25 protein-coding genes and 1 tRNA gene are annotated in these 26,507 nt (G+C 61.3%); 18 read left to right on the top strand and 8 right to left on the bottom strand.

The window, feature by feature from the left end; all coding sequences use genetic code 11:
• Positions 1 to 47 precede the first annotated feature (47 nt).
• A complete protein-coding gene (locus AB4Y42_RS18580; RefSeq protein ID WP_368689405.1) occupies positions 48 to 746 on the bottom strand; it encodes a dienelactone hydrolase family protein in 699 nt (232 codons plus the stop codon).
• Positions 747 to 1,012: 266 nt separating this feature from the next.
• On the opposite strand from AB4Y42_RS18580, the gene AB4Y42_RS18575 reads away from it, so the two are divergent.
• Both AB4Y42_RS18575 and AB4Y42_RS18570 read left to right on the top strand, forming a co-directional pair.
• Complete coding sequence (locus AB4Y42_RS18575) at positions 1,013 to 2,167, top strand: NAD(P)H-dependent flavin oxidoreductase (RefSeq protein ID WP_368694975.1); 1,155 nt, start codon at positions 1,013 to 1,015, stop codon at positions 2,165 to 2,167.
• A 569-nt stretch (positions 2,168 to 2,736) separates the two neighbouring features.
• The gene (locus AB4Y42_RS18570; RefSeq protein WP_342924397.1) at positions 2,737 to 3,882 is read left to right on the top strand and encodes a branched-chain amino acid ABC transporter substrate-binding protein; all 1,146 of its coding nucleotides are present in this window, start codon (positions 2,737 to 2,739) and stop codon (positions 3,880 to 3,882) included.
• 127 nt (positions 3,883 to 4,009) lie between these two features.
• On the opposite strand, the gene AB4Y42_RS18565 is transcribed toward AB4Y42_RS18570, so the two are convergent.
• A complete protein-coding gene (locus AB4Y42_RS18565; RefSeq protein WP_069265204.1) occupies positions 4,010 to 5,230 on the bottom strand; it encodes an MFS transporter in 1,221 nt (406 codons plus the stop codon).
• Positions 5,231 to 5,384: 154 nt separating this feature from the next.
• On the opposite strand from AB4Y42_RS18565, the gene AB4Y42_RS18560 reads away from it, so the two are divergent.
• The 3 genes from AB4Y42_RS18560 (at position 5,385) to AB4Y42_RS18550 (ending at position 8,268) form a co-directional block, all read left to right on the top strand.
• A complete protein-coding gene (locus tag AB4Y42_RS18560) occupies positions 5,385 to 6,071 on the top strand; it encodes a HugZ family protein (RefSeq protein WP_368689403.1) in 687 nt (228 codons plus the stop codon).
• A 413-nt stretch (positions 6,072 to 6,484) separates the two neighbouring features.
• Positions 6,485 to 6,793 carry an H-NS family nucleoid-associated regulatory protein gene (locus AB4Y42_RS18555; protein ID WP_069265202.1) on the top strand — a complete coding sequence of 103 codons (309 nt, stop codon included), beginning with the start codon at positions 6,485 to 6,487 and terminating at the stop codon, positions 6,791 to 6,793.
• A gap of 293 nt (positions 6,794 to 7,086) precedes the next feature.
• Positions 7,087 to 8,268 (top strand): cation diffusion facilitator family transporter, encoded by a 1,182-nt coding sequence (locus AB4Y42_RS18550; protein WP_368694974.1) that lies wholly within the window; start codon positions 7,087 to 7,089, stop codon positions 8,266 to 8,268.
• A 61-nt stretch (positions 8,269 to 8,329) separates the two neighbouring features.
• Here AB4Y42_RS18550 and AB4Y42_RS18545 read toward each other — a convergent pair whose 3' ends face one another.
• The 3 genes from AB4Y42_RS18545 to AB4Y42_RS18535 form a co-directional block, all read right to left on the bottom strand.
• Entirely contained in the window at positions 8,330 to 8,800 is a 471-nt protein-coding gene (locus tag AB4Y42_RS18545) for an Lrp/AsnC family transcriptional regulator (RefSeq protein ID WP_174479506.1), read from the bottom strand.
• 77 nt (positions 8,801 to 8,877) lie between these two features.
• A complete protein-coding gene (locus AB4Y42_RS18540) occupies positions 8,878 to 9,510 on the bottom strand; it encodes an exonuclease (RefSeq protein WP_028203150.1) in 633 nt (210 codons plus the stop codon).
• Between the two features lie 14 nt (positions 9,511 to 9,524).
• Positions 9,525 to 10,169 (bottom strand): MBL fold metallo-hydrolase, encoded by a 645-nt coding sequence (locus AB4Y42_RS18535; protein WP_368694973.1) that lies wholly within the window; start codon positions 10,167 to 10,169, stop codon positions 9,525 to 9,527.
• A gap of 769 nt (positions 10,170 to 10,938) precedes the next feature.
• On the opposite strand from AB4Y42_RS18535, the gene AB4Y42_RS18530 reads away from it, so the two are divergent.
• Positions 10,939 to 11,538: a septal ring lytic transglycosylase RlpA family protein gene (locus tag AB4Y42_RS18530; protein ID WP_342924392.1), complete on the top strand. Its 600-nt coding sequence runs from the start codon at positions 10,939 to 10,941 to the stop codon at positions 11,536 to 11,538.
• A gap of 154 nt (positions 11,539 to 11,692) precedes the next feature.
• Here AB4Y42_RS18530 and rsmI read toward each other — a convergent pair whose 3' ends face one another.
• On the bottom strand, positions 11,693 to 12,595 hold the full coding sequence (gene rsmI, locus AB4Y42_RS18525; RefSeq protein WP_368694972.1) for a 16S rRNA (cytidine(1402)-2'-O)-methyltransferase: 903 nt from the start codon (positions 12,593 to 12,595) through the stop codon (positions 11,693 to 11,695).
• Here rsmI and AB4Y42_RS18520 point away from each other — a divergent pair.
• The 12 genes from AB4Y42_RS18520 to AB4Y42_RS18465 all read left to right on the top strand — a co-directional run bounded on the left by AB4Y42_RS18520 (position 12,594) and on the right by AB4Y42_RS18465 (position 24,211).
• Complete coding sequence (locus AB4Y42_RS18520) at positions 12,594 to 13,121, top strand: YraN family protein (protein ID WP_368694971.1); 528 nt, start codon at positions 12,594 to 12,596, stop codon at positions 13,119 to 13,121. The genes rsmI and AB4Y42_RS18520 overlap by 2 nt on opposite strands.
• 113 nt (positions 13,122 to 13,234) lie before the next feature.
• A complete protein-coding gene (locus AB4Y42_RS18515; protein ID WP_368694970.1) occupies positions 13,235 to 13,822 on the top strand; it encodes a phosphoheptose isomerase in 588 nt (195 codons plus the stop codon).
• 28 nt (positions 13,823 to 13,850) lie between these two features.
• On the top strand, positions 13,851 to 14,633 hold the full coding sequence (locus AB4Y42_RS18510; protein ID WP_324159678.1) for a BON domain-containing protein: 783 nt from the start codon (positions 13,851 to 13,853) through the stop codon (positions 14,631 to 14,633).
• The gene (locus tag AB4Y42_RS18505) at positions 14,633 to 14,968 is read left to right on the top strand and encodes a c-type cytochrome (protein WP_368694969.1); all 336 of its coding nucleotides are present in this window, start codon (positions 14,633 to 14,635) and stop codon (positions 14,966 to 14,968) included. The genes AB4Y42_RS18510 and AB4Y42_RS18505 overlap by 1 nt, the downstream gene beginning before the upstream one ends.
• Before the next feature lie 67 nt (positions 14,969 to 15,035).
• Positions 15,036 to 15,111 (top strand) — tRNA-Ala (locus AB4Y42_RS18500).
• 472 nt (positions 15,112 to 15,583) lie between these two features.
• Positions 15,584 to 17,314 (top strand): DUF262 domain-containing protein, encoded by a 1,731-nt coding sequence (locus AB4Y42_RS18495; RefSeq protein WP_368694968.1) that lies wholly within the window; start codon positions 15,584 to 15,586, stop codon positions 17,312 to 17,314.
• Positions 17,311 to 19,590 (top strand): DUF262 domain-containing protein, encoded by a 2,280-nt coding sequence (locus AB4Y42_RS18490; protein WP_368694967.1) that lies wholly within the window; start codon positions 17,311 to 17,313, stop codon positions 19,588 to 19,590. The genes AB4Y42_RS18495 and AB4Y42_RS18490 overlap by 4 nt, the downstream gene beginning before the upstream one ends.
• Before the next feature lie 10 nt (positions 19,591 to 19,600).
• Positions 19,601 to 19,903, top strand: a complete 303-nt coding sequence (locus AB4Y42_RS18485) for a hypothetical protein (protein WP_368694966.1) — start codon at positions 19,601 to 19,603, stop codon at positions 19,901 to 19,903.
• Between the two features lie 76 nt (positions 19,904 to 19,979).
• Positions 19,980 to 20,984, top strand: a complete 1,005-nt coding sequence (locus AB4Y42_RS18480; protein WP_368694965.1) for a hypothetical protein — start codon at positions 19,980 to 19,982, stop codon at positions 20,982 to 20,984.
• A 202-nt stretch (positions 20,985 to 21,186) separates the two neighbouring features.
• A complete protein-coding gene (locus tag AB4Y42_RS18475) occupies positions 21,187 to 21,519 on the top strand; it encodes a helix-turn-helix domain-containing protein (protein WP_368694964.1) in 333 nt (110 codons plus the stop codon).
• On the top strand, positions 21,519 to 22,559 hold the full coding sequence (locus tag AB4Y42_RS18470; RefSeq protein WP_368694963.1) for a hypothetical protein: 1,041 nt from the start codon (positions 21,519 to 21,521) through the stop codon (positions 22,557 to 22,559). Before AB4Y42_RS18475 ends, AB4Y42_RS18470 begins: the two co-directional genes overlap by 1 nt.
• Positions 22,556 to 24,211, top strand: a complete 1,656-nt coding sequence (locus AB4Y42_RS18465) for a DUF3987 domain-containing protein (protein WP_368694962.1) — start codon at positions 22,556 to 22,558, stop codon at positions 24,209 to 24,211. The genes AB4Y42_RS18470 and AB4Y42_RS18465 overlap by 4 nt, the downstream gene beginning before the upstream one ends.
• A 369-nt stretch (positions 24,212 to 24,580) precedes the next feature.
• Here AB4Y42_RS18465 and AB4Y42_RS18460 read toward each other — a convergent pair whose 3' ends face one another.
• Together AB4Y42_RS18460 and AB4Y42_RS18455 are read right to left on the bottom strand one after the other, a co-directional pair.
• Positions 24,581 to 25,300: a MobA/MobL family protein gene (locus tag AB4Y42_RS18460; protein ID WP_368694961.1), complete on the bottom strand. Its 720-nt coding sequence runs from the start codon at positions 25,298 to 25,300 to the stop codon at positions 24,581 to 24,583.
• A gap of 564 nt (positions 25,301 to 25,864) precedes the next feature.
• Positions 25,865 to 26,005 carry a hypothetical protein gene (locus AB4Y42_RS18455; RefSeq protein ID WP_368694960.1) on the bottom strand — a complete coding sequence of 47 codons (141 nt, stop codon included), beginning with the start codon at positions 26,003 to 26,005 and terminating at the stop codon, positions 25,865 to 25,867.
• Positions 26,006 to 26,507: the final 502 nt, after the last annotated feature.

Below are 26,507 nucleotides of genomic sequence, written 5' to 3'. Positions count from 1 at the left end.
GGCGGCGGCAAGGCCTCATCGCGACAACCGCCGCCGCCCGAAGGGTATTACAGATGCTCGGCGAGGAAGCTCAGCGTGCGGCCGTGCGCGAGCGCCGAAGCGTGCTGGTTGTACGAGGCGCGCACCGAGCAGTTGAAGCCGTGATCGGCGTTCGGGTACAGGTGGAACTCGGCGTTCGGGCGGCCCGCGAAGCGCTCCTTCACCTGGCCCACCGCCGACAGCGGAATGCCGTGATCGAGCTCGGCGTAGTGGAAGAGAATCGGCTTGGTGACCTGGTCGGCGAGATCGAGCTGATTCTGGATGCCGCCGCCGTAGTAGGACACCGCTGCATCCACCGAGCCGCTGGCGGCCGCGAGGTAGGCAAGGCGGCCGCCGAAGCAGTAGCCGATCGCCGCAACCTTGCCCGTGCACTCGGGCAGCGCGCGCAGCGCGGCCGCCGTCGCGGCGATGTCCTCGACCACGAGGTTGACGTCCGTCTTCTGCATCAGTGCGATGCCGCGATCGCGGTCCGCGCCCACGTAGTCGAGCTCGACGCGCGGGGCTGCGCGCCAGAACACGTCGGGGGCGATCGCCACGTAGCCGTCGAGCGCGTATTGCTCGACGACGTCGCGGATGTGCCCGTTCACGCCGAAGATCTCCTGCAGGATGACGATGCCCGGGCCCTTGCCGCCCTTGGGCAGCGCGAGGTACGCGCCGAAGCTGTCATTGCCGGCGGGAATGTCGATCCATTGGGTCGAAACGCTCATGTTGTTTCTCCGTCTTCATCAATGAGTCATGCGACGCGCCGCAGCGCTCAGGCAGGCGGCTCGCACACTGCCCGCGGCGCGTCGCGAAATCGGGGAGCCAGTTTGCCATAGGCCCTTGAACCTCTGCAGCGCACGCCACGGAAACCTCGTTCTCGCAAGCGGATCGTAATGATCTCGATTATTCATTTTTCGGGCACGAGGGCTTTGGCTAGAGTCGGTAGCGATTTGTACCGTCATCGCTCATTCCGCCATACAAGGATCGCCTCATGAGTTCTGCTCCCGCGTTGCGCACATCGCCCGACTTTTCCACGCCGTTCAGCCGCCGCTTCGGATTGCGCCTGCCGCTCGTGCAGGGGCCGATGGCGGGCGGCCCGACCACGCCCGCGCTCATCGCGGCGGTATCCAACGCGGGCGGGCTCGGTTTTCTCGCCGGCGCGGCGCTTGCGCCCGAAAAGATCGCGAGCGAAGTCGCCGCGATTCGCGCGCTCACGGACAAGCCGTTCGGCGTGAATCTCTTCGTGCTCGACCCCGCGCATCCCGAAGAGGCCACCGTGCGCCGCGCGCTCGAAGCGATCGATCCGGTGGCGGCGCAGTTCGGCCTGCCGCCCGGCGAGGCGCTCGCACGTTACGCGCCCGACTTTCGCGCGCAACTGGACATGGTGATCGAGTTGCGCGTGCCGGTGGTGAGCTTCACGTTCGGCCTGTTGCCCAAGGCCGATGTTGCGCGCCTGCAGGCAGCGGGCAGCTACGTGATGGGCACGGCGACGCACGTGGCCGAAGCCCTCGCGTGGCGCGACGCGGGTGCGGATGCGATCGTCGCGCAAGGCGCCGAAGCGGGCGGGCACCGCGGCACGTTCATCGGCGAGGCGCCGCACGCGCTCGTCGGCACGATGGCGCTGGTGCCGCAACTCGTGGATGCCGTCGAGGCGGCCGGCCTGCCGGTGCTGGCGGCGGGCGGCATCATGGACGGGCGCGGCATCGTCGCGGCGCTCGCGCTGGGCGCGCAAGGCGTGCAGATGGGCACCGCGTTTCTCGGCTGCGCGGAAAGTGCGATTCCCGCCGGCTGGAAGGCGCGGCTGCGTGCGTCGACGGATACCGCGACCTCGGTCACGCGCGCGATCACCGGGCGCCACGCGCGCGGCATTCGCAATCCGCTCATGCAGCAACTCGAAGCACGGCCCGAGACGGTCGCGCCGTACCCCGTGCAGAACGCGCTCACGCAGCCGTTGCGTCAGCGCGCGGCGCGCGAGAACGACGGCGACTATCTTTCGCTGTGGTCGGGGCAGGGCGCACCGCTTTCGCGCACGCGCGAGGCCGGTCTCGGCGCCGCGCAAATCGTTGCGGCGCTCGATGCCGAATCGCGCGCGCTTCTCGGCAAACTGTTCAGCGAACGACTCGGCAGACTCAGTCACGACGCGTGAGGTATCTGGCCGCATGAGATGCGGGTCTGCAACGCATCGGCGTCCGAAATTAATCGAATGCTTACTTGAACCGGCACGCGCAAAAAGCGCGTGCCCGACGCGCGCGCAACTCGCAAACGTTATCGCGAATGCGAGGGATTTTCATATGGTCGCAAGGCGTCCTGGTGTATTCCCGGAACGCGTGCGCTAACACACCAATAACTCCCGTCAACCAATCCAAAAAACGATTCGCGCGGGACCCCTCAGGGAATCTCCCAATAATTGGATCCAAAGTCGGGATGCCTTATTACATAAGGCTTGCGGTCGATTGATCAGGGTTTCGAACTGTTCTTGCACTACGCATATTGGTACTCGCACCAATATCTGAAAAAAATCCCCCAAATTAATTTGATCACCTACACTTGCGCGCAAGTATGGATGGGCGGCCCGCCATGAACGGACCATTCGCCATGCTGGCCAGGTGCATCAAGGATGCATCCTGCGTGGTCGTCCGCACGGGGAGCGACACGTTCGGGGCGCGGGAGCACTGGGCGATTACGTAGCTTTTGGGTTCGAAACTGGAGACTTACATGACTATCAAGCTTCACAAGCTGTTGCCGATCAGCGCTGCGGCCATTATGTTCGCGTCGTTCGCAACGGCAGCGAGCGCAGACGTTACGGTCAAGATTGGCCACGTCGCGCCGCTTACGGGTGGGATTGCGCACCTCGGTAAAGACAACGAAAACGGCGCACGTCTCGCAGTCGAAGAGATCAACGCGAAGGGCCTCATGGTCGGCGGCCAGAAGGTCACGCTCGTGCTCGACGCACAAGACGACGCGGCTGACCCGCGCACGGCCACCCAGGTCGCGCAGAAGCTCGTCGACGACAAGGTCGTTGCCGTCGTCGGCCACCTGAACTCGGGCACTTCGATCCCGGCATCGAAGATCTACAGCGATGCAGGCATCGTGCAGATCTCGCCGTCGGCCACGAACCCGGCCTACACGCAACAAGGCTTCAAGACGACCTACCGTGTCGTGGCGACGGACGCCCAGCAGGGCCCGGCGCTCGCGAACTACGCGGCGAAGAACCTGAAGGTCAAGACCGTTGCCGTGGTCGACGACTCGACGGCTTATGGCCAGGGTCTCGCGAACGAATTCGAGAAGACCGCCAAGTCGCTCGGCATGAACGTGCTGTCGCATGACGCGACGAACGACAAGGCCGTGGACTTCCGCGCCATTCTGACGAAGATCAAGGGCGAAAACCCCGACGCGATCATGTACGGCGGCATGGACGCCACCGGCGGCCCGTTCGCCAAGCAAGCCAAGCAGCTTGGCCTGCGCGCGAAGGTGCTCGCGGGTGACGGCGTCTGTACCGACAAGCTGGCCGACCTCGCTGGCGACGCGACCGACAACATCGTGTGTTCGGAAGCAGGCATGGCGCTCGAAAAGATGCCGGGCGGCAAGGAATTCGAAGCCAAGTTCGAGAAGCGCTTCGGCCAGCCGATCCAGATCTACGCACCGTTCACGTATGACGCTGTGTACATCATCGTCGACGCCATGAAGCGTGCGAACTCGACGGATCCGGCAAAGATCCTCGCCGAAATGCCGACGACGGACTACAAGGGCGTGATTGGCGAGACGACCTTCGATTCGAAGGGCGACCTCAAGCACGGCGTGATCTCGCTGTACAACTACAAGTCGGGCAAGAAGTCGCTGCTCGACGTCGTGAAGATGTAAATCGCGCTTAGCGCGTATTTACCGATTTCGCTCACGCGATTGGAAAAGCCCGCGGGTTTCGGCCCGCGGGCTTTTTTTCTCGTTTGGGGTTGCGCGCCGCGCGGCTATCGATGCGCTAGAAGCGCTTTCAGATCCCCAGCCGCCGCAGCACCTTCGGCCCCGCAAACGCCACGAGCGCCGCGCACAACGCCACCACGGCGAGCCCGACCGTGAGATTGGTCACCTGCGTGATGCCGCCGATCACCACCGGGCCGAACAGCAAGCCGAAATACGCAATGCCCGCGACGTGCGCTAGCCCTTCGGCCGCGTGAATGCCTTTCACGCGCGCGGCGGCCGCGAACAGCACCGGCATCATGTTGGCGAGGCCGAGGCCCATCAGCGTGAAGCCCGTGAGCGCCGTGAACGAGAACGGCAGCAACAGCGCGCCGATCATGCCCGCGCACGCGAGCGAGGCGCTCGCCATCACGAGCTGCGGCGCGCCAAAGCGTGCGCGCACGGCGTCGCCGGCGAAGCGCGCCGCGGCCATGCCGCCCGAGAACGCCGCGTAGGCCGCGCTGGCGAGCGCAGGTGTGGAGAGCACCACGTCGCGCATGTAGACTGTGGCCCAGTCGTACATTGCGCCTTCGGCGATCAGCGCGATGAGCGCGATGGCGCCGAGCGCCCAGAGCGCGGGCGTGCGCCAGCGGTTGCCGGTTTTCGCGTGCTCCCCGTGTGTGGCGTGCGGCACGTGCGGCAGGACGGCCGGGCACGAGACGAACAGCACGAGCGCCGCCAGCGCCGAAGCGAGAAAGAGATGCAGCGCCGGCGCCATGCCGCGCGCGAGCAGCGCGCCGCCAATCGCCGCGCCCGCCATGCCGCCCAGGCTGAACATGCCGTGCAGCCCCGACATGATCGGCTTGGCGACGGCTTCTTCCACGGCGCTCGCTTCGGCGTTCATGGCGACGTCGAGCGTGGCCATGCCCACGCCGAAAAAGGCGAGCACGACGATCAGCATCCAGTAATACGGGACCACGAGGATCAGCGCGCCGCACACGGACATCGTCAGGCCGCCGGTGAGGCAGGCGCGGCGCGAGCCCACGCGCGCGATCCAGCCGCCGATGGTCGTCATCGCGGCGATCGAGCCGCCCGCGACCGCGAACAGCGCGTAGGAGAGCAGCGCCGGGCTCAGATGGAACTTGTCGCGCACGGTGGGCACGTGCACGCCCCACGACGCGTACATCATGCCGGCGACGAAAAAGAGCGCCATGGTCGCGATGCGCGCGCGATGACGCGTGGCGGCGGGCAGCGCCCGATGATGGGCGGCTGGGCTCGCGACGGCGAGCGCGGGATCGGTCGGTCGGTCGGACACGGGAATTCCGGGCAGAAGGAAGAGAAGGGACCAGGAAGGCGCCTGAAAGCAAACGATGATTCTAACGAAGGTGCGACCGGCCTGTCGCAGCGCGTTGGCCGGGCCGGCTGCTCTAATATCGGCAGAATCCATGGTTCGATTCGAGGACGCGCCCTTGAAGATTCCCGCTCACGCCCCGCTGCATCTGCTGCACCAGGCGCCCACCGGCACGCTCGCCACGCACTCGCGCGAGCCGCGCGGTTTCCCGTATCCCACGCTGCTGCCGTTCGCGGTCGACGCGCGGCATCGTCCGGTGATCCTGGTGAGCCGCCTGGCCGAGCACACGCGCAATCTGCTCGACGACCCGCGCGCGGGCTTTCTCGTCGCGCACGCCCCCGACGCCGACGTGCTGAACGCCCCGCGCGCGACCCTGCTCGGCCGCTTCGAACCGGTCGCGCCGGTCGATTCAGCCGCCCACGAAGCGAACGAGGCGCTGGCGCGGCGCTACGTGCGCTATCACCCGGACGCCGAGCGCTATCTCGCACTCGGCGACTTCACCTTCTGGGTCATGCACGTCGAGCGGCTGCGCTATATCGGCGGCTTTGGCGCGATGGGCTGGATGGACGGCGCCGACCTCGACACGCTCACGCCGCTCGCTCCTGCCGACGAAGCCACGCTGATCCGCTTCTTCGAAACGCACCCCGCGCGGCGCGCTGGCCTGGATCTCGCAGGCGTGGATCGCTACGGCGCCGATCTCGTGATCGACGGCGCTCGTACGCGCTTCGTTTTCGATGCACCACAGCTTGATTTGCAATCCTTGCATGCGGTGCTAGCGGACTGCATAGAGCGCCATACGCAATGACGGTTTATTCCGCCCATGCGGGCGTTATCCGCCGTTCTATATAGCGCGTGGCCTCATGCTGCCTCGCAGCAACCGGTTTCTGTCCCCGTTGATTGGCTCAAAGTTGTCATGCGATGAAATGTTTGACGTATTTCGACGCATTTAATTTTCATCCGCTGCTAATTATGAGATGTGGATTTATCTGGCGAAAGCGGGATTTAGTAAAAATACCGATTTGCACGAAATGACAATGAGTTAGACGCTTGCTGGAAGACGCTGGATTGGAAATCTGGCTTTAATTATTTTTATTGCTTACACGCAACCCGGCATTCAAATCTGTGTTAATCTCGCCACCGATTTCCGAGGCACGCATCTATCAATCGGCATACTGGCGCGAGATCAGTAGCCATTAAGATCAAACCACAAGGGCACCTATGTCTTCCTACAAGGAACTTCTCGCTCAGCGAGAGAAGCTGGAAAAGCAGATTGAAGAGGCGAAGGCTCGCGAATATGCCGAGGTCCTCGATGAAATCAAGCAGAAAATGGCCGACTACGGCATTACCCTGGCAGAACTCGGTGGCGGCCGCGCCAGCGCCAAAGCGGCGAAGGCAGCCAGCCGTTCGCGTGCGAGCGTCGCGCCGAAATACCGCGATCCCGACAGCGGCAGCACGTGGTCGGGCCGTGGCAAGCCGCCGCGCTGGATCGCCGGTCAAGACCGCGATCGTTTTCTGATCCAGAAGTAAATCAACTTGTCAGCGGCGCGTTTGAACGCGCTGTGCATGAGTGAAAGCAGCAGCGGAGTCGGGCGAGGTATCTCCCGATTCTCGAAAACAAGAAGCCGCGCAGTCCGGGGACGCGCGGCTTTTTGATTTTCGCGCCACGCGCGATTGGATCGAAGCGTATCCTTGACATGAATGAGAATGCTTCTTGGTATTGTAGGCATCTGATTTAAAAGAGATTTTTAGGGTTATCCATAAAATCGTCGCATGCAGTCGCTACAATCGCGGTTATTCCCTAATTTGCTCTCGCGCCGCGCATGACTTCCTCCTCCGCCCCGCCGTTATCAGATAAACACGAGGTCGCGCGCCGCACGACCTGGGTCAGCGTTGCCGTCAATAGTGTTCTGGTGGTGCTGCAAATCGTCATTGGCGTGTTTGCGCATTCGCAGGCGTTGATCGCCGATGGCGTTCATTCGCTGGCCGATATCGTTTCCGACTTCGTCGTGCTGCTGGCCAACCGGCATAGCGGCGCAAAGCCGGACGCCGATCATAACTATGGCCACAGCCGTTATGAGACGGTCGCGTCGTTATTCCTTGGCGCATTATTGATTGCGGTGGGCGTCGGCATGCTGGTGCGCGCCGGCACGCGCATCATGAATCTCGGCGATATTCCCGCGCTGCACGTGAGCGCGCTGGTCGTCGCGCTCCTCGTGCTGGTTTCCAAGGAAGGTCTCTTTCGCTACATGCTGCGCGAGGCGCAGCGCGTGCGCTCGGCCATGCTGATCGCCAATGCGTGGCATGCGCGCTCGGACGCGGCTTCGTCGCTCGTCGTGGCGATCGGCATTGTGGGCAGTCTCGCGGGCGTGCGACTGCTCGATCCGATCGCGGCGGCCATCGTCGGCTTCATGGTCGCGCGCATGGGCTGGGTGTTCGGCTGGGACGCGCTGCAGGACCTCTCGGACCGCGCGCTCGACGAAGCCACCGCCGCGGACCTGCGCGCGCTGCTGATGGGCACGCCGGGCGTGCTCGACGTGCACGAGATGCGCACACGCAAGACGGGAGACCTCGCGCTCGTGGATGCGCACATCCTCGTCGATCCGCTGATTTCGGTTTCGGAAGGGCACTACATCGCGGAGACGGCGCGCGCGCGCCTGCTCACCGATGCTCGCGTGTTCGACGCGCTGATTCACGTCGATCCCGAAGACGACATGCACGTGCGGTCCGTGGCCAACCTGCCTGCGCGCGACGATGTCGCCAAGCGCTTGCGAAACGCGCTGGCGGAGCATGACGTGCACATCGAAGGCATCACGCTGCACTACTTGAGCACGGGGCTGGAGATTCAGGTGGTGCTGGCCGCGGCGGACGACGCGCGCCGCGCGGCCTCGATGGACCTCGAAGCGCTGCGCGCGAGCCTCGGCGCGAGCAAGCTCGACGTCATGCAGTCGGTCGATGCACATGGCGCGCTGGCCGTGCCCGTCAAACCGCGCGAGGCGCATTGAATCTCACCACGCGGTTGGCACGCGCGCGGCGCGGCAGTGAAGCCACCGCGCCGTTATCGCTTCACAGCGGCAATTGCGTATCGAACTTGATTTCCCGCAGCACGACGCTCGTACGCACCTGCGCCACGGCGGGAATGCGGAAGATGCGTTCGTGCAGGAAGGCGTCGTAGGCCTTGATGTCGGGCGCAACGATCTTGAGGATGTAGTCCGATTCGCCCGTGGTGCTGTAACACTCGGTGACTTCGGGGCAGGTGGCGATCTCACGTTCGAAGGCTTCGACACCGCCTTCGGTGTGGCGCGTGAGATGGATATGCGCGAGCGCGCAGACGTGCAGGCCAAGCTTTTCGCGATCGAGCAGCGCCGTGTAGCGCTGGATCACGCCCGACTGTTCCATGTCCTTGATACGGCGCCAGCACGGCGTGCTGGAGAGCCCCACCTGATCGGAAATTTCCTGCACCGAACGGCGCGCGTCGAGCTGCAGCAGGCGCAGGATCTTCTGAGAGAACGTATCGAGTGTCAACTGCGCCTCCATTGCGTCGCTGTATTCCTGAATGGTAGAGGCCAGGAGAACAGAACGCAATGCGAAGCGCAGATGATGAGGGAGATTACCTAATTTGCCGGAGTGCTCGCGGCGTTTTGCCCTGAGTCGTCCCCATCTGCTGCGAGCGCGGCTTGCTGTGCGCGCAGGTCGGCCAGCATGTTGCAAAAGAGGGCGCCTTGCTCGATCGCGTCGTCGAGCGCGACATGCGTGTGCGGATGATCGTCGAACCAGTGCTTCGGAAAGCGCGGCTTGATGCACTTGCGGTACGGCAGGCCCGTCATCGCGAAGGCGAGCGTCTTGATGTCGAGCGCCGACCACGAGAACGGACAACGCCCGGCGAATCGCATCATGTACCAGAACATGAAGGTGAAATCGAAGCCCGCCGGCATCGCCACGAACACGGGCTTGCCGGGCAGTGCCTCCACCCATTCGACATAGGCGACGAGCGCCGCCGCCGGGTCCTGCAGATCCTTGCGGCACGCGGCCCAGGCCTCGGGCTGCGTCTCCCACCAGGCGGCCTGCACCGGATGCGGCGCCGCGCCTTCGAGCATCTCGAGATTGGCCGAGAACGTGGCGATCAAACGCTTGTCGGCGGTGTACGCGGCCGAAGCGAAACTCAGCATCGAATGCGGGCCCGGAATGGGACCATCGGCCTCGACGTCGGTGCTGACGTAAATCTCCTCAATAGCGGCTTGATTCATCGTACTTTTCACTCTCATCCAGGTACGCCATCTGCTACGTAAGGGTTGGAGCGGCGCTCCTCGCCGAAGGTCGAAACCGGGCCATGGCCCGGCACGAACGTGACGTCGTCGCCCAGCGGCCAGAGCTTTTCGCGGATCGAACGGATCAGGTCCGCATGATTGCCGCGCGGAAAGTCCGTGCGGCCGATCGATCCCGCGAACAGCACGTCGCCGACCGTCGCGACCCGGTGCTTGCGGCTGAAGAAGATCACGTGACCCGGCGTGTGCCCGGGGCAGTGATAGACCTCGAGTTCCTCGCCGCCGAAGCGCACCGTGTCGCCGTCTTGAAGCCAGCGCGTGGGCTCGAACGCCTCGGCGTGGCCGAAGCCGAAGCGCACGCTCTGCTGCGGCAACTGGTCGATCCAGAAGCGCTCGTCCTCCTGCGGCCCTTCGATCGGCACGCCGCACTTCGTGGCGAGCGCCTTCGCGCCGGCGCAGTGGTCGAGGTGGCCATGGGTGAGCAGCACCTTTTCCAGCTGCACGCCCTGACGCTCGATTTCAGCCTCGATGCGTTCGAGGTCGCCGCCCGGATCGACGACGGCGGCGCGGTTCGTCGTTTCGTCGACGAGCAGCGAGCAGTTTTGCTGGAACGGCGTGACGGGAATCAGCGTGACTTTCATGCGGGGTTCGTGGGGTTCGGGTCTCGCGGGGCGGGCGCGGCAACGCTTCGAAAGCGCCGGTGCGTGCCGACGGCCCCAGCCAAAGGATCGATTGTACCGGGGTGCAGGAAGCGCCGCCGACGCCGCTCGCGACGGCCTCAATCCCTTGTCTGACAAGGGATGCGGCGGCGCAAGGCGAACGGCTTTGTTACATCAATAGTGAGAAATCATGGAGATTTGTGAGGCACAGGCGTGACAGGAATAACTTTTGGGTATAATGCGACCCATCACGCACGGAATTCGTGCTTTCAAAGGGCGGTGTGACCTTCGTAAAAAAAGAGGTCGCATACATCGCCGTCAAGCAGTGCTGTCGTTCTAGGCGGGCCGAAACAGGCTGCCTTACAAGATAGCAAATCAGGTGTCGATCCGTTCGACGCCGCACGTCTTGCCCAGCCAGGTGCCACGCGCCTGCAACGGCCTACATGCCGTGACGCTGGGTGGGGCCTACGCCGCCGTTCCTGTGCGCCGAGAGTTTCCGGCGCGCCTGAACGAGCTTCATCGTTCGATGGCGGCATGTGGGGTCTGGTCAGGCTGCCGGGGACAGGTTGCGCCAGACGTGAAAGATAACTAGCGGTTAGCGGCTTATTAGGGCTGCATCCGGGCATTGGCACGCGTTCGCCTTTTTCATTCCAGGCGAGCGATGGCGAAGCTTTGCCCGCGACCGCCGAAGCTTTTCCGACAACGCGCACATATGGCGCGGGACAGGCTTCGAGAACGTGATGGCAATGTTATGAACCTTAGACTGACTCGACGACGACTCGGGAGTCTCGCGGCCGTGTCCATTCTGGCCGGTTGTGCCATGCCGCCTGCCCAGCAGGACCAGGCATCCAGCGACGCCCTTCGTACGAAGGATGCCGCTTTCACCGCGCCGCAGGGCTACGGCTCCGCGCTCGCTGCGCTGCCCGCATCGGGCACCGCCAAGGACAACTCGCTCGCGAACGCCGAGGCGATCGACGAGAACAGCCCGGACGTCCACTCGTTCCACCAGACCGGCCGCGCCTCGTGGTACGGCCGCGCGTTCCACGGCCGCCGCACCGCAAGCGGCGAGCGCTTCAACATGAAGGCGCTCACGGCTGCGCACCGCACGCTGCCGCTCGGCTCGTATGTGCGGGTGAGCGTGCCCGGCACGTCGAAGTGGGTGGTGGTGAAGATCAACGACCGTGGCCCGTACGCACGTGGCCGTGTACTCGACCTCTCGTATGCCGCCGCCAAGCTCCTTGGCGTGCAGCACGCGGGTACGGCGAAGGTGGACATCGAAGGCCTCACGCGCCAGGAAGCGAAGGCAGCGCAAGCGGATATGCTTGCCGCGAACTCGAACATCGATCACTAAGCGCGTTCGTTTGGGCGTGGCGCTGGGTGCGCCGCGACGCGCCCGAAGCTGAACCGCCTGGTACCGCTGGATACATACGCGAAGGGCCGCCTGATTGACTCAGGCGGCCCTTCGGTTTTTCCGGCTCGTGCTTTTGGCAGCTTCGGCTGGCGGTTCAGTCGTCCGCTTCTTCCTCGCCTTCACCCTTCAATTCCAGCGCCCGCGCGTAGAGCGCATTGCGCGACGCACCCGTGAGCGCCGCCGCGATCTTCGCCGCGCCCTTCACCGGCACTTCCTGAAGCAGCACGCGCAAAAGCGCGTCGTGATCGGCTTCGCCTTCCGCCTGCTCGCTCGCGCCTTCCACCACCAGCACGAACTCGCCGCGCTGACGGTTCGCATCCCCAGCGAGCCACGTTGGCGCTTCGGCCAGGGTGCCGCTCCAGAGCGACTCGTGTAGCTTCGTCAATTCGCGGGCGATGAGGATGCGGCGCGCGGGACCGAACGCATCGGCGAGCGACTGCACGGTTTCGACGATGCGATGCGGGGCTTCGTAAAACACCATCGCGTGCGTATGCGCGGCCAGCGGCTGCAAGGCGGCTGCGCGCTGCTTGGGCTTGGGCGGCAGAAAACCGAGGAACGTGAAGGTCGAGACCCAGTCGCCGGCAGCGGAAAGCGCAGTTGCGAGTGCGCTCGCGCCAGGCAGCGGCACGACGTTCAGGCCGGCGGCGCGCACGGCGTCCACGAGCTTGGCGCCCGGATCGGAAATGCCGGGCGTGCCTGCGTCGGACACGCAGGCCACGCGCTCGCCCGCGCGCAGAAATTCGATCACGCGTTGCGCCGCCTCGCGCTCGTTGTGCTCGTGCACGGCGACGAGCGGCTTCGAAATGCCGTAGCGCGCGAGGAGCTGGCCGGTGTTGCGCGTGTCTTCGGCGGCGATGCGATCGACGAGGCCGAGCACGTGCAGCGCGCGCAAAGTGATGTCGGCGACGTTGCCGATGGGCGTGGCCACGACGTACAGCGTGGCGGCCGGATACTGCTGGGCCTGTGCGAGTTCGAAGGGGGACGAGAGGGACGTCATGGCACGCAACGCGCGAATGCAGGAAAAGAGGCCGACATTGTGCCACGCGGGCGCGGGCGCACCCGAGGGACGCGGCGCGAACGAAAGTGCACGCGTCGACAACTTTTGCGCGCGAGCGCAGTCGAATGCCCAACGCCGCGCGACAGGCGCGCGTTTCGAAGCGCACGCGCTGGCGTTTTTGCGGCGCGAGCGCCTCGAGCTGGTCGCGCGCAACGTGAATTGCCGCGGCGGCGAACTCGATCTCGTGATGCGCGAGCGCGACGGCACGCTGGTTTTCGTGGAAGTGCGCGCCCGCGCGCGGCCGGAGTTCGGCGGCGCGGCGGCGAGCGTGGGGTGGCGCAAACAGCAGCGCGTGCTGCGCGCGGCGCGCTACTTTCTCGCGACATGGCGCGCCGCCGATGCGAACGGGAAAGCGGCCACGCAAGCGCGAACGCCGCCCGCGTGCCGCTTCGACGTGATCGCGTTCGAGAGCGGCCGGCTCGTGTGGCTGCGCGACGCGTTTCAACCGGAAGCGCACGAGAGCTAAAACTTACGCAATGGAAAGAAGGGTGAAAATGAACGCCCTCGAGTGCGCTAAACTTGCGGCACGCCGCGCCACGCGGAAATTTTGCGATACCTGCAGTACAGATTAGAGACTCGATGTCCGTCGAACGCATTCAACAGCACTTCCGCGATAGCGCAGCCACTACGCTCGCGGCCATGGAAACCCTGGCGGTCCCGATTGCCGCCGCGGTCGATACGATGTTCGCCGCGCTCGCGAACAGCAACAAGATTCTCGCGTGTGGCAATGGCGGATCCGCCGCCACCGCCCAGCAACTCGCCGCCGAACTGATCGGCCGGTTCGAGCGCGAACGCCCGGGCCTGCCCGCGCTCGCGCTGACCACCGACGCCTCGGTGCTCACCGCCGTTGCCAACGATTACGCGTACGAGCAGGTATTCGCGAAGCAGGTGCGCGCGCTCGGCCAGCCCGGCGACGTGCTGCTCGCCATCACGACCTCGGGCAACTCCGTGAACGTGCTGGCCGCCATACAGGAAGCGCACGAACGCGAAATGGTCGTGATTGCGCTGACCGGCAAGGGCGGCGGCGACGTGAACAGCGTGCTCGCCGATACCGACATTCAGCTGTGCGTGCCGAGCGACCGGACGGCGCGCATTCAGGAAGTGCATCTGTTAACTATTCACTGCCTGTGCGACGGCATCGACGCGATGCTGCTGGGCGAAGACTGACACCGTAAGACGAAGAGAGGGGAAGTTGATGAGCAGATACGGCATGACGCGCGCGCTGGCACGGACCACGCTGACGATCGGCTTCGCAGCCTCACTCTGCGCAAGCCTGCAGGGCTGCTTCCTGGCGCTGGCGGGCGCGGCGGGGGGCACGGCGCTGGTGGCAACCGACCGCCGCACGGTGGGATCACAAACCGAGGACCGCGAGATCCAGGTAAAGGCGCTCGCCGATCTCGGCAAGCAACTGCCCGATACGGCGCACGTGAACGTGGCGGTGTTCAACCAGCGCGTGCTGATCACGGGCGAAGTGCCCGACGACGCCTCGAAGCAGAAGGCCGAGAGCATCGTGCGAGCCGTGACGAACGTTGCATCGATCGTCAACGAGCTGGCGGTGCAGCCGGCCAGCTCGTTCTCCGACCGCGCGAACGACTCGTACCTCGAAGGACGCGTGAAGGCGGAACTGATTGCCTATAAGGGCATCTCCGCGAACAACTTCAAGGTGGTGAGCGAGCGTGGCACGATCTATCTGATGGGCCTCGTTACGCCGGATGAAGGCAATATCGCCGCCAACGCGACGGCCGGGGTGATGGGCGTGGCGCAGGTGGTGAAGTGCTACCAGTACATCGACGCGCAACAGGCGGCGGTGGCGACGGCGGCTGCTGCCAGTGCGCCGGCGGCGGCGCCTGCTGCCGATGCGCCGACGGTGGGGGCAGTGCCTGATTCGGGCGTGACCTCGCAGCCTATTGAGCACCAGGCGCCCGCGCCCGTGACGAATTCTTCGGCCACGAAGCCGGGGAATACGGGGGCTTTGTGATGCGGCGTTTGGTTGGTGGGGTTGTAGTTGCTGCGGTTGGTCTTGGTCTCGCTTCGCCCGCTTTTGCTGCTGTGGCGGATGGGTTGAAGGTGGCTAAGGCGAATGCTTGCATGGGGTGCCATGCGGTGGATCGCAAGCTTGTGGGGCCGTCGTTTAAGGATGTCGCTGCGAAGTACAAGGGCGATGCTGCTGCCCAGGCCAAGCTGGAGAAGAAGGTGCGGGACGGTGGTGCTGGGGTGTGGGGCGCTATTCCTATGCCGTCTCACCCGGGGATGAGCGCCGCCGATATCCATTCGGTTGTGACGTGGGTGCTCGCTGGAGCGCCTTCGAAGTAGTTTTGCTTGGGGTTAAATTTGACGCTTGGCAAAACGGATTTTGTGTGTGTAGAATCGGTGATTCGTTGGGGCGGTAGCTCAGCTGGGAGAGCGTCGCGTTCGCAATGCGAAGGTCGTGAGTTCGATCCTCATCCGCTCCACCAAGAAATTCAAAGGGTTACAGGTGATTTGCCTGTAACCCTTTTGTGTTTCTGCGGGACGTGTAACCGCTGTGTAACCGGATTTGGTCAATCTTATTCCATGTCCTTCGCCACGCGGCGAGTATACGTCCCGCTGCTTTCCTGTCGCGGCCTTGGCATCAACGTTATGCCGATGCCGGCGTGAACCATTCCCCGCGGGCTCACGGAACTCTCATCAGTAAATACCGGTGCGGCATGCCGCTGTATCGATGACCTGCTGCGAAGCGCTACGGCGGCGGCAACCACCTACGCGCGCAACGCGGTCGATCCTGACAGTCGAAATTCTGATGGTTTCATCAGCAACCTACCGTCGACCAGACAGTTCGGCCCATGAAAGGGTCAGCATGTGGCCATCCAATTCGAATGGCTTTGCCATTGCCCGTATGCTTCCGATCATTGAGAATCACGAATCGGTAAAGGGGAGCGAAGGGGAGAAATGAGCATAGATACTGCAATTCTTGAGCTCCGGCTTATTGGTGACATCGTGGGCTCATTCCGTGTGGCTAGATACCAGCGGGGATATCGCTGGGGCAAGCTCGAGGTGGAGCGCCTGCTTAACGATATCTGGGAGAGCAAGGGAGAACCCTACAGCCTGCAGCCGGTCGTCGTGAAACGCGACAACGAAACCGTTTGGGAGCTGGTCGACGGCCAGCAGCGACTGACGACGTTGTACCTGATTTTCGTATATATGCAGCGCGCGGGCCTCAAGAATGTCGGCCCGCAGTACTCCATCAGCTACGACACGAAGACGCAGACCCGGGACTACTTACAAGAACTGGACCCCGCGCTTGCCAACAGCAACATCGATTTCTTTCATCTGCATGCAGCGCACGCTTGCATCCAAAAGTGGTTCGAGCAAAAGGGCCCAACGCCCCTCAAGCGGCAAGAAGTTGCCGACGACGTCTTTCGTTACCTTTGCAAAAGTGTGCGCGTAATCTGGTATGAGGCGCCGAAGGAGCTGGATTCGACGACACTCTTCACGCGCCTTAACGTTGGGAGAATTCCGCTTACGGACGCGGAACTGTTCAAGGCGCTCTTGCTTTCCCAAAGTCGGGGAGGAGCTGGAACCTCGGACAGAATTCATGAGATCGCTGCGCAATGGGATAGCATCGAGCGTGATCTCCATCACCCCGACGTCTGGGCGTTTGTCGCAGACGAGGCGGCTGCAGATAGCCCGACGCGGATAACGCTGCTACTCGACACCCTTGCGGGTGGACCCCGCGGTCGACTACGTCCGCGGTTCCATACCTTCGACGTCCTGAGGGACAAGGTGGAGAAGAGTGGAATGGAGGCGGTCTGGAACGACGTGGTCCAACTCCACGCGCTCGTTTTGGGGTGGTACGAAAACCGGGATCACTACCACAAAATCGGCTACCTCGTGGCCGTCGGGCAGCGGTTTAGCGACCTTGTCGCGCTTGCGTCCGGCAAGACGAAAAGCGAATTCGGAACTCTGCTCGACGCGCGGATTTGCGATAGCCTCGACCTTACGCCTTCTGGGGTCGCAGCACTGAACTACGAGTCCGATGCACACAAGTGCTCGCGCCTGCTTCTCTTGATGAACGTCGAGACGGTACGGCGAATGAAGGACTCGACCGAGCGCTACTCCTTCCGTATCCATCGCCGCCAAACATGGTCGCTAGAGCATATCCATGCGCAGCAGGCGGAAAACCTAACCAAGGCTGAGCAGTGGAAGGAATGGCTCCGGCTTCACCGCGAGGCGCTCGCAGATCTTCCGTCACTCGACGAACTTCGACGGGAAGAACTTCTCCACCGGATCGACGATGTCGGCGATAAGATCGACCGACAGGTTTTCCAAGCGCTGGCGCGTGAGATAACAGCAGTATTCACGCTCGCTGACGCGCCGAATGCGGTCATGGCGCACTCGGTTCATTCAGTGTCTAACCTCGCGCTTCTTGCAAGTGGTCATAACAGCGCCTTGAATAACGCGGTCTTCGAGGTAAAGCGGCGACGCATCCTCGAGCTCGATCGACGTGGGGCATACATCCCGATCTGCACGCGCCAAGTCTTCTTAAAGTACTACACGGATGCGGATGCACAGCAGTTTCACTTCTGGAGCACGCAGGACCGAGAATCCTACTTGAACGCGATTCTCTCCTCCAGCGGGGGTGTGGGCGCTTACCTCAAGGTGGAGATGCCGCAGTCATGAAGAGCTACGTCACGTCTTATAACGGTCTGTTCACTCGACGCGCGGTGGACGCACCGGAGGTAGAGCGCATTGAGATCCCGATCATTCAAAGAGATTACGCGCAGGGGCGAGACAGCGAAGCCGTTGCTCGCATTCGCGCTAACTTCCTCAACGTCTTGTACGACGCGCTAACGACCGGGATGCCTATCAGCCTCGACTTCGTCTACGGCGATGTCGAGAACGGTACGCTTCGTCCTCTCGACGGTCAGCAGCGTCTCACCACTCTGTTCTTGCTGCACTGGTACCTCGCTTGGCGGGCGGATCAACTGGACAAGGAGCAGGGATGGAAGCAATTCGCGTATGCCACCCGTCCCAGTGCGCGTCGTTTCTGCGCCTGTCTCGTGGAGTCGAAGCCGCAAATTGAAGTGAAGTTGCGCGAGTGGTTTGAGGACCAGCACTGGTTCCTGCACACGTGGCGGCACGATCCGACGATCCAAGCGATGCTGCTGATGCTGGAGGCGATCCACGAGCGCTTCGCTGACGTTGACTGTACTGCTGCATGGGGTCGGCTCGTGGACATCAAGGAGCCGCCGATCTCGTTTCACCTGTTGCCGATCGAGCAGATGGGGCTGAGCGAGGACCTTTACATCAAGATGAATTCGCGTGGCAAACCTCTTACGCCGTTCGAGAACTTCAAAGCGCGATTCGAGCAGATCTTAGAACGTTCCTCCCCGGACCGCGTCGAGGAGTTTGCGCAAAAAGTCGACGGCGTATGGGCTAACCTGCTGTGGCCATTCCGAGGAGCCGACGACATCGTCGATGACGAGTTTCTCCGTTACTTCCAGTTCCTCGCGGAGGTCTGTGAGTGGCACGACGGACGGCTTCCGTTTGGCGACACGGAGACGCTTGCAGAGCGCGTCTTCGGCCCGGGCAATGCAACGGCTGAGGCGCACCTAGACTTTGTCATCCGCTGCTTCGACACCTGGTGCAATATCGACATAGCCGCCGCTTTCTCCGAGATATTCTCCCAGGCGACAGTTTCGCTCGAGTCGGCTGACACCAGTAAAGTGGTCCTGTTTGGCATATATGGAAGCACGGTAAACCTGTTTGCCGAGTGCTGTCAGGGCCAAATGCGCCGTAGCTTGCCACGTACCCTTCTGCTTTACGCAGTGCTACTACACAGGTTGAACGGTACCGCCGAGTTTCCACGTAGGCTCCGCGTGCTTCGAAACCTGATTGAGGCATCCAACAGCGAACTTCGTGCTGAAAAGATGCCAGCGCTGATTTCTGATGTGCGCCGAATCATCGTCGAAGGCGCGCTTGACGGCATCACCAGCTTCAACCAGGCGCAGCTTGCAGACGAACGGTTGAAGGCCGAGATGTTGAGCAAAGCGCCCGCTCTGGAGCACCATCTCTTCAATCTCGAAGATCATCCACTTCTGCGCGGCTGTCTGGCTGCCTTCGAGCTTGATGCGTCGTTGTTTGAGCGCCGGGCACAAGCCTTCCACGAGCTTTTTGCTAACTCAAGCATACTGCCCGCTCTCACCGGGGCGTTGCTCGCCGCAGGGGACTACGCCCAGCGCATTAACCATCGGTTCCTGCAACTCGGTTCCGGCTCCAACATGTCTCAGTGGCGGGAGGAAATCCTTGCTGGTTCAAGTCGCGCTCACCTCGTGAACGTACGCGACGCGCTGAAACGCCTACTCGACGCTGTTGCTGAACGAAAAGGCGATGTACGGTCGGCACTCAAGTCCTTTACGGATGACTGGCTGGAGATTTCGGGAGGTGTGAACGGTTTGGACTGGCGCTGGTACTTCGTGCGCTATCCAGAGATGCGCGTAGGTCGCTCGGGCATCTATGCCTGCGCGACAGGTGCGCTGGGCTACAACGTATGCATGCTGGATAAGACGGCGATGAGCAGCTACTACCGCGACCCGTATCTCTCTGCGATTCGGCAGCAAAGTGGCGTAGAGGAGACGGCCGTCGAAGGAGCGGTCGCGCAACACTGGGCTGGCGGCCCCTGGTTCACGGGCTATGAGACAGAGGCGCGCTGGATGCGTCTCACGGCGAGTGGAATCGAAATCCAGTGCGTAGAAGAGGGGCTGCTACTCCGCACTCTCCCTACGGCGCCTTCGCAAGCGGATGCTTTCTCGCGCGTTTGTACGGACCATGGGATTGGCCCTGATCTTCTCCTGACGATCCCAAAAGTCGAGTCAAGTGGATACCGACTCGACATGCAAGACCGAGTTCAGCTTGGCGCAGCGCTGTTGCGCGATTTAGTGGCGGCTGGCCTATGAGATCTGTCGTATGTCTGTTCCTGCGGCGGAGATCGGAACGTCACGGCACGCGGTTCGTTCACTTGCGCGCATGACGCACGCAAGTGAACGAACCGTTCAGAATTGGCTATCAGGAGTTTGTGGGCCGAGCGGCGTACATCTGATCCTGCTGGCGCAAAATTTTGCGTCGATTCGCACGACGATCATGTTCCTGGCAGGTCAAGGAATGCAGCAGTCAGTAGATATAGATGATGTCATTCGGTTGCTGTTCGAGGCAATTACACGCCTGTCCGGGCCGGGTAAGTGGGTGGCTGGAAATGCCGACATACCCTGAGCGTTCGCTTGCAGCCGGACTATAGAAACCAAAAACTTCGGACCTTTGAGAGCCGGTGTATAGGAGGAGCGGCATCATGGTACAGGCAAAGATGATGCGGGAGCGAATTGCTTCCAGTGCGAGTGTGCATGCCGAGCTACGTACCTATCTCGATATGAGCGCATGGACGCCATCGATGGGCGCGATGCTTCTGGCGGGATTGCGTCCCGAGCAGGGCTGCACTGAGTTCCCCGAGCAAGGGGCCGTAGGGCTGGATGGTGGCGCGATTCGACGCCTGGGGGACGCGCGTTTCCACGAAGCGCGCAGAATTCTGGCTGCGTTCGAGGAGCATTGCGAAGATGAGGGGCATCGTCCAAGCGTGGTTGCGCCGGGGGAGTTCATTGCGTGGCTTTTGGACGATCAGGTCAGGGAGCAATACGCGATCTTTCACGAGTTTGAATGGATTGATATTTTTCTCGACGTCCTCGGCCAATCGTCGGCACAGAGCATGGTTCCCGTTGACGTCGTCCAGTACGTAGAGGAAAGCGCTCCAGCAATGATGATGGCAAAGCTGGACGATCTTATTGGCGAAGTCCGGGCGGACCGGAGGTCAACTGGTGGCACCTCAGTTGATTCGACGCCGCAGGCCAACGGCGATTTCCCGGTCGCATCTCGGAATCTGCTGCGTGGCACACAAGGGAAGCGGCTCGACTGCGCACTCTCGACACGAAATCTGGCTGACGCATTTGCCGATAACGATGACTGCAGTCGTAAGACCGGCAGAAATTGGCTGAAGTATCTACAAGACCCGCCGCAATGGGCTACGGATCCAAAGATTCGCCTTCATGCGGGTTCTAAAGGGAAAGGAAATGAATCACTGTGGGACCCATTGGAGTTCGCGAAGGTTGCTGTACTGGAGTCTCGGCGCGCACCTTCCACGGGATCTGCACGCGACTTCTTTCGTGCGATAGATGAGAGATTTCAAAAAGTCGAGTTGCTTCGACGATGGCGGAAAGATTGGAATGACTGGCTTGAGGATGTCTACCGACCTATGAAATCGGGGGATGCGGCAGGAAAACCCGGCAGGGAAAACCGGCAGTGATGGTAGGCTTTATGCTCGGGTTTGTGCGTAACATATTGATTTAAAAGAAAAATAATAAACCCGGCAATCGGGCCGCTGAGGCCCGCTTCAAATGCCGTTATTTTCAATCCGCTCCAAGTCGTCAACGTCGGTCTCACTGGATCGGCATGGATGGCCCGGCGTTCAGCGAGCCGCCCACCGCTCGCGACTTGGAGAAAACAACATGCTGCATCACCCGCCCGCGATAGAACCTGATCATCATCTCGCCGTTCCTGTCGAGAGCGCAGTGCCGCTCATTGACGCGCCGTTGAATACACTGCGTCCCTGCTCATCGCTGTCGTACTGCACGGACAGTCAAGCAGTGACTCCGCCGGCTTTCTTGGTCATGCCGAATTGGACCGTCGAGGAAACTGCGACGTATCTGCGTTGCGAGGCTCAGACGATCCGCAAGGCAATCTCCCAAAAAGGGGCATTTCATGGTCTGAAGCCTCGGCGCTTCGGCCGCCGCTGGTACTTTTCCGCAGCTGATGTGCGTTTGGCGCTGGAGGCTGCCTAATGGAACGTCTTCGCATTAACAAGACCGCCCTTGCGTTTGCACTGTTCACTACCGCGGCGTCGATTTTTATCGCGGTGCTCTCGGGGGGCGAGCGCGGCGGCACATACGCGGAACAGGCCGTGAGCATCGCGCTCTCGATGGTCGCCGTTCTTTTTGTGCATCTCGCCCCTACCATGTTGCCTCGTTTGGGCTGGGCCGCTCGCATGGCGGCAATTGTGCTTTGGTTTGTCGGGTTGGTCGTGGTCGCATACGGCCAGGTAGCGTTCATCCTGCGGGCGCAAGAGCATGCGGGTAATGTGCGAGCCCTGGCTGTACCGAACGAGCCTATGCAGACGGTAGTAGCTATGCCGGGTGTGCGCAACCCTCTCCAGATCGCGCAGGACGTGTCGAAGGTACGTTTGGCGTTGGCTCGTGTAGATGCCGAGGCGTGTCTTGATTCGTGTGTCCAGCTCAAGGCGAGGAAGGCGTCATTGTCGGCGAAACTCGCGGTACTGAATGTAGAGGCCAGTGAGGCAACGCGCCGTGAAGTCGCGGCGGATCTCGCCGCTGAACAGTTAGAACGTGGCAACGCGCTTCGCGACCGCATGCGTTCCGATCCGGTAGTGTCGCATCTCGCCAAGTCGCTCGGCGCGACCGAATCGGTGTTGTCCCTGTCGTTTGCTGTCGCGATGGCTGTAGTGCTGGAGGGGGCGGCCATCATGAGCTGGCTCGTGGTTGGGAGCGCGTCCGGTCGTCAGGAGGATTACGCCAGTCGCGTGGACGCTTTACCGGATGTCGCGGGGTCGGCGGGCAACGCGACGGACATTGCGCCTGCCGCAGGTATCGAGCGTTTTCTCGCAATGGACACAACCAATGCAGGTGGATCGTTGTCCGACGACGAACGCGAGATCGTACGTATCCACTCTGCCGTCTCGACGGGGCGCCTTAGTCCGACGCAAAAGGCGATTCGCAAGTTTCTTGGTTGCGGTCAGCAGCGGGCGGGCCATCTCAACCGAGTGTACGCCGAGCGGTTTGGTCGTCTTGACACGGAGGTCGCGTGAACGTAGACCTTGATCCAAATGTGGTAATTGATGTCCTCGACGACCGTCGTAAGTCGGTATTTCCTAACTACGAACCGCCCGGTGATTTTCCGTGGCAAGCCTTGCCGGAGATGATTCGAGGCGCGGTACTCGAAATCTGCGCGAACGATAAAGTGCCAATAGCGTTGGCTGCCCAGTCTGCGCTGTCTGCTGTTTCGGTGGCCTGCCAGGACCTCGTGATGGTCGACCGCGGCATCGGGGATCCGTCGATCTGTTCGCTCTTCCTGCTTGCGGTTTCAGACAGCGGTGCCCGCAAATCGACTGCCGACCATGCAGTTACGGCAGCGATCCAGCAGCTCGACGAAGATGCCGTGCTTGAACACGAGCAGCAAAAACTTCATTCCGATTGCGGGCGTAAATTCAGTCAGGACGAGGAGCGAGCACTTCAGCGCACCTACACGAGTTTGATGCGGAAGGCATATACAGGTGCTTCGGCCAAAGCGCAAGAGGCTGCAGTTGCGCTTGAAGAGGTCCAACAGATGTTGATGGACATCCGCCGCCGGGCACCCGAAAAAGCGCCACAATTGCGCAAGACACTGTATATGCAAGCCTCAATGCGCGAGCTCCAGCACAGTTTGCATGAGAACTGGCCGTCCGCAGGATGGTTTGCAAACGAGGCTGCCGACCTGCTTGAAAGTCGCAGCAGTGCAGATATGGCGCGTCTGGATAGGCTGTGGGACGGGCAGCGGATCGACGTGGTAGGCCGCACGAGACGGGAAAGCTTTGCGGTCACCGATCCACGCCTGACACTTTCGCTGATGGTGCAACCGGATATCTTCGATCGCTTTATTGCGCGAAAGGGAGAGTTGGCAAAGGGCATCGGCTTCTTGCCTCGGACGTTGATCGCCCGTGCCGAACCGTCGTATGGAGAGCGTACCATCGACCGTTCGATACCTCGTTCGACCACTTGGCTCGAATTATTTAACCAACGTGTCCGCGATTTGCTGGAATATGGTCGCGTCGATATAGATCAGCGCTTGTCGAAGCGCTCGATTCTGCACTTCTCACCTGCTGCCCAGCAGTTGTGGGATAGCGTGGTCAACGAAAAAGAGGCGCAAACTGTTGACGGCGCCAGGCATGTGCATGAGCGTGAATTCATCAGCCGCTACGGCGAGCATGTCGCGCGGTTGGCTGCGCTTTTCTGGTTCTTCGAGACAGCCATCCTGGCTGAATCTGAGGAGTCAGGGCGCCAGCAGCAACGCGGCATGGAAATCCCGGACCGTATCGTCGAGTCGGCGATTGAAATTACCGAGTGGTACCTCAACGAGTTCCGCGCAATCTTCAATCCCGATGCTCAGATCGCAGAGGTTGCGGCTCATGTACTAAAAAAACTGAAGGAGAGACTGAGAGCGAACAACGGCGGTGAGCTGCCCGAAATCCCGACTTTGGCGAACCAGAATTTCGAGTACCCCAAGCACGAGCTGCGGAATTTTTGTACGAAATTCAATCTGCGAAAGGACCGAGATCTGTTCGATCGAGCTGTTGCGTGGCTTGTCCAGCACGGCAAAATTTCTGTTTATCACAAGCTGTCGCCAACATCGACTCGAAGGCAGACCGAATATGTCCAACTGAAAATCGCCGAGATAAATTGGCGGCAAACTCGATCGATCTGATGCGTTGATATATCAGAGGTCACCGCCTTCGCCGCGCAGCTCGTTTCAATTTCCCTCCCCCTCGACTCGCAACGGCCTGCCGGCTAGTTGCGAGCATCCCCTATCATGGCGCTGAGGACGAATTCCCACGGTGCCCCCTCGACTTCTCCCTTTTTTGTAATTCGTTCGCCTGGCTTCCGAGGCGGCATGGTGTCCTGTCGCCAGCCCGTGTAGCTGGGCACTACGCAATGTGTAAAAAAACGGCACGCGCGCACCATCCGAATATGCTTTTTCTGCTGGCTGGACAGCAGAAAAAGCATTTCTGGATAGGCGGTGTGTCGATTTTAAAATGCCGGAGAGACCTGTATCTGGCCGGGCACTTCGTCGCGACTACGATCCGACAAGCTGTTGCCGGCGCGCGTCGTACTTTTCCCGCTCTTCTTTCGACATTCCGCGAATTCGCGCCTGACCAAGATGGTGCTCGGGTGCCCGGTCGATTCCTTGTGCCTTTAATGTTCGATGGTCGACACGAGCGGCATGACCATATTTCTCCAGCGCAGCATTTTGAATGTCCGCGCATTTCTTGCGCGTTGCGATCATCTGGTCGCGAAGTTCCATGCTGTTCTTGCCCCCGCTGTCCTTCCTGCGTCCACCGCGCTCAGGATGCTGTGCGTTATAGCGTCGGAATGTTTGCTCCGGTGAGCGTTCGATACCGTCGTCTTCGCGATCCGAGTACATTAGGTGGACATGCGAGTTTGTCCCACTGCCGAGTGCCGCATCTGGCGCATGAATCGCGAATTGGAATGGCTTATTCCCGATCAGTGCCGGAACGAGTTGCCGAACAAGTTCTTTCTGCTGTTCAAGCGTGAGTTCTTCCGGTAGCGCAATCTCGTGCTCACGGTAAGCGGCACCGTTGGCGCGCTCGTGCTTATCGCTCGCTTTCCAGAACAGTGTTGCGTCGCCTTGTGCCCAGCCAGGCATGTTGCCGTAGTCGGTGGCTACCAGATCTTCTTCTTTCTTGCGGTGCTTACCCTGTCTGGCGATGTACGCGCCGTGATCCGTGGCGGAGCCTTTCTTGCCGCTCTTGATTCGGTGATGAAAACTTGCCATGATCGATCTACCCTTTCTCGTTAGAAAAATAAAAAGGCCAGCACCGTTGGCTGGCCATGTTCGGAGACGGGTGATTGATCGTGTTGAGGTTACATGAACCGTTTGAATTTCGAGAAACGGTAAGTGCGCGTACCGTATTCCCCTCTATTCTTTCCAGTACAGTGAATCTTCTCTGCTACCGATACGACCACGGCACCTTGCTGATCAATTCCTCATCTCATATGTGATACGAGTGCATGTAAAAATTCCACAGATGAAGACCAGAAGAAATCGGCGAGTTGGGAATGCGAGTGGCGTCTGGGCAAACTCGATTTCGACGGAGCTTATGAGATATCGTCTGGGAGTCTGTTTTTTTGCCGGTAGTCCGACTTGTACATTCGCCTAAGCTCATTGGTAGCACGACGAACAGAAACGTTTTGTGCTTTCGCCAGATCGTGTACCTCGCAGTGGTGCTGGCGACACAAACTGATCTCTAATCTGATCCGAACCGCCAAAGGCGAGACGCGAACGTTGGCAAAAAAAATACAGCCCCGGAGGTGCTGCATGGTGCTTGTGCGGGTGGATCTAGTTGCCCGATGTTGGCGGCATGATCTTTAGCTGCGATATCTGACGCTCGACTGAAGGATGAGCATTCGGGTTCGCCCTGCAATCGTCTCGCCACGCAATGATCTGCTTGTCGTAGGCAATCACCTCGTCGTCGGTCATGGAGCTGCTTTCAACTCAATGCCGGACTTTGCACTTGACGTTCGAGGTAGGTGAGCCAGCACCGCTTCGACTGAGTTCGCGTAAACCGCTATGATTAAGTTTTACCATAACTAAACAGGAAGACCATGGCTACTTGGAAACCGAAATTTAAAGTCGGAGCAACTGTGACTCTCAACACCGGCGGTGGTCCCGTTGTCAGCGGGCGGCGTTATAGAGCCAATCTGGGGGCGGCGTAATCGGGCCACCTGAGGGGCGGCGCAATGAAGCCAGTTCAGGGGCGGCGTAATCGAGCCACCTCATGGGCGGCGTAAAGAAGCCACCCAGCGGGCTGGCGTGTAGAAGCCAGCGGTAGCGGGCACAAGCGCAGTTCGAACTTTCCAAGTCGGTACGCTCCGTTCATTTGAGCGGAGCGCCTATGGCCAACAGGAGGTTCGAATTGTTTGAGTATCGTCATATCCTTGTGCGCATGCGACGCGGTGATTCCGACCGCGACATCGCGCGG

Source organism: Paraburkholderia sp. EG286B (assembly GCF_040965655.1).
GTDB lineage: Bacteria > Pseudomonadota > Gammaproteobacteria > Burkholderiales > Burkholderiaceae > Paraburkholderia.
This window is presented reverse-complemented; position numbering and strand designations above follow the sequence as displayed.

Bases quoted from the DNA above. Each gene is read 5' to 3' on its own strand.
- AB4Y42_RS18580 (WP_368689405.1), bottom strand. From the start codon at position 746: ATGAGCGTTTCGACCCAATGGATCGACATTCCCGCCGGCAATGACAGC.
- AB4Y42_RS18575 (WP_368694975.1), top strand. From the start codon at position 1,013: ATGAGTTCTGCTCCCGCGTTGCGCACATCGCCCGACTTTTCCACGCCG.
- AB4Y42_RS18570 (WP_342924397.1), top strand. From the start codon at position 2,737: ATGACTATCAAGCTTCACAAGCTGTTGCCGATCAGCGCTGCGGCCATT.
- AB4Y42_RS18555 (WP_069265202.1), top strand. From the start codon at position 6,485: ATGTCTTCCTACAAGGAACTTCTCGCTCAGCGAGAGAAGCTGGAAAAG.
- AB4Y42_RS18550 (WP_368694974.1), top strand. From the start codon at position 7,087: ATGACTTCCTCCTCCGCCCCGCCGTTATCAGATAAACACGAGGTCGCG.
- AB4Y42_RS18545 (WP_174479506.1), bottom strand. From the start codon at position 8,800: ATGGAGGCGCAGTTGACACTCGATACGTTCTCTCAGAAGATCCTGCGC.
- AB4Y42_RS18540 (WP_028203150.1), bottom strand. From the start codon at position 9,510: ATGAATCAAGCCGCTATTGAGGAGATTTACGTCAGCACCGACGTCGAG.
- AB4Y42_RS18535 (WP_368694973.1), bottom strand. From the start codon at position 10,169: ATGAAAGTCACGCTGATTCCCGTCACGCCGTTCCAGCAAAACTGCTCG.
- AB4Y42_RS18530 (WP_342924392.1), top strand. From the start codon at position 10,939: ATGAACCTTAGACTGACTCGACGACGACTCGGGAGTCTCGCGGCCGTG.
- AB4Y42_RS18520 (WP_368694971.1), top strand. From the start codon at position 12,594: ATGGCACGCAACGCGCGAATGCAGGAAAAGAGGCCGACATTGTGCCAC.
- rsmI (WP_368694972.1), bottom strand. From the start codon at position 12,595: ATGACGTCCCTCTCGTCCCCCTTCGAACTCGCACAGGCCCAGCAGTAT.
- AB4Y42_RS18515 (WP_368694970.1), top strand. From the start codon at position 13,235: ATGTCCGTCGAACGCATTCAACAGCACTTCCGCGATAGCGCAGCCACT.
- AB4Y42_RS18510 (WP_324159678.1), top strand. From the start codon at position 13,851: ATGAGCAGATACGGCATGACGCGCGCGCTGGCACGGACCACGCTGACG.
- AB4Y42_RS18505 (WP_368694969.1), top strand. From the start codon at position 14,633: ATGCGGCGTTTGGTTGGTGGGGTTGTAGTTGCTGCGGTTGGTCTTGGT.
- AB4Y42_RS18495 (WP_368694968.1), top strand. From the start codon at position 15,584: ATGAGCATAGATACTGCAATTCTTGAGCTCCGGCTTATTGGTGACATC.
- AB4Y42_RS18490 (WP_368694967.1), top strand. From the start codon at position 17,311: ATGAAGAGCTACGTCACGTCTTATAACGGTCTGTTCACTCGACGCGCG.
- AB4Y42_RS18485 (WP_368694966.1), top strand. From the start codon at position 19,601: ATGTCTGTTCCTGCGGCGGAGATCGGAACGTCACGGCACGCGGTTCGT.
- AB4Y42_RS18480 (WP_368694965.1), top strand. From the start codon at position 19,980: ATGGTACAGGCAAAGATGATGCGGGAGCGAATTGCTTCCAGTGCGAGT.
- AB4Y42_RS18475 (WP_368694964.1), top strand. From the start codon at position 21,187: ATGCTGCATCACCCGCCCGCGATAGAACCTGATCATCATCTCGCCGTT.
- AB4Y42_RS18470 (WP_368694963.1), top strand. From the start codon at position 21,519: ATGGAACGTCTTCGCATTAACAAGACCGCCCTTGCGTTTGCACTGTTC.
- AB4Y42_RS18460 (WP_368694961.1), bottom strand. From the start codon at position 25,300: ATGGCAAGTTTTCATCACCGAATCAAGAGCGGCAAGAAAGGCTCCGCC.
- AB4Y42_RS18455 (WP_368694960.1), bottom strand. From the start codon at position 26,005: ATGACCGACGACGAGGTGATTGCCTACGACAAGCAGATCATTGCGTGG.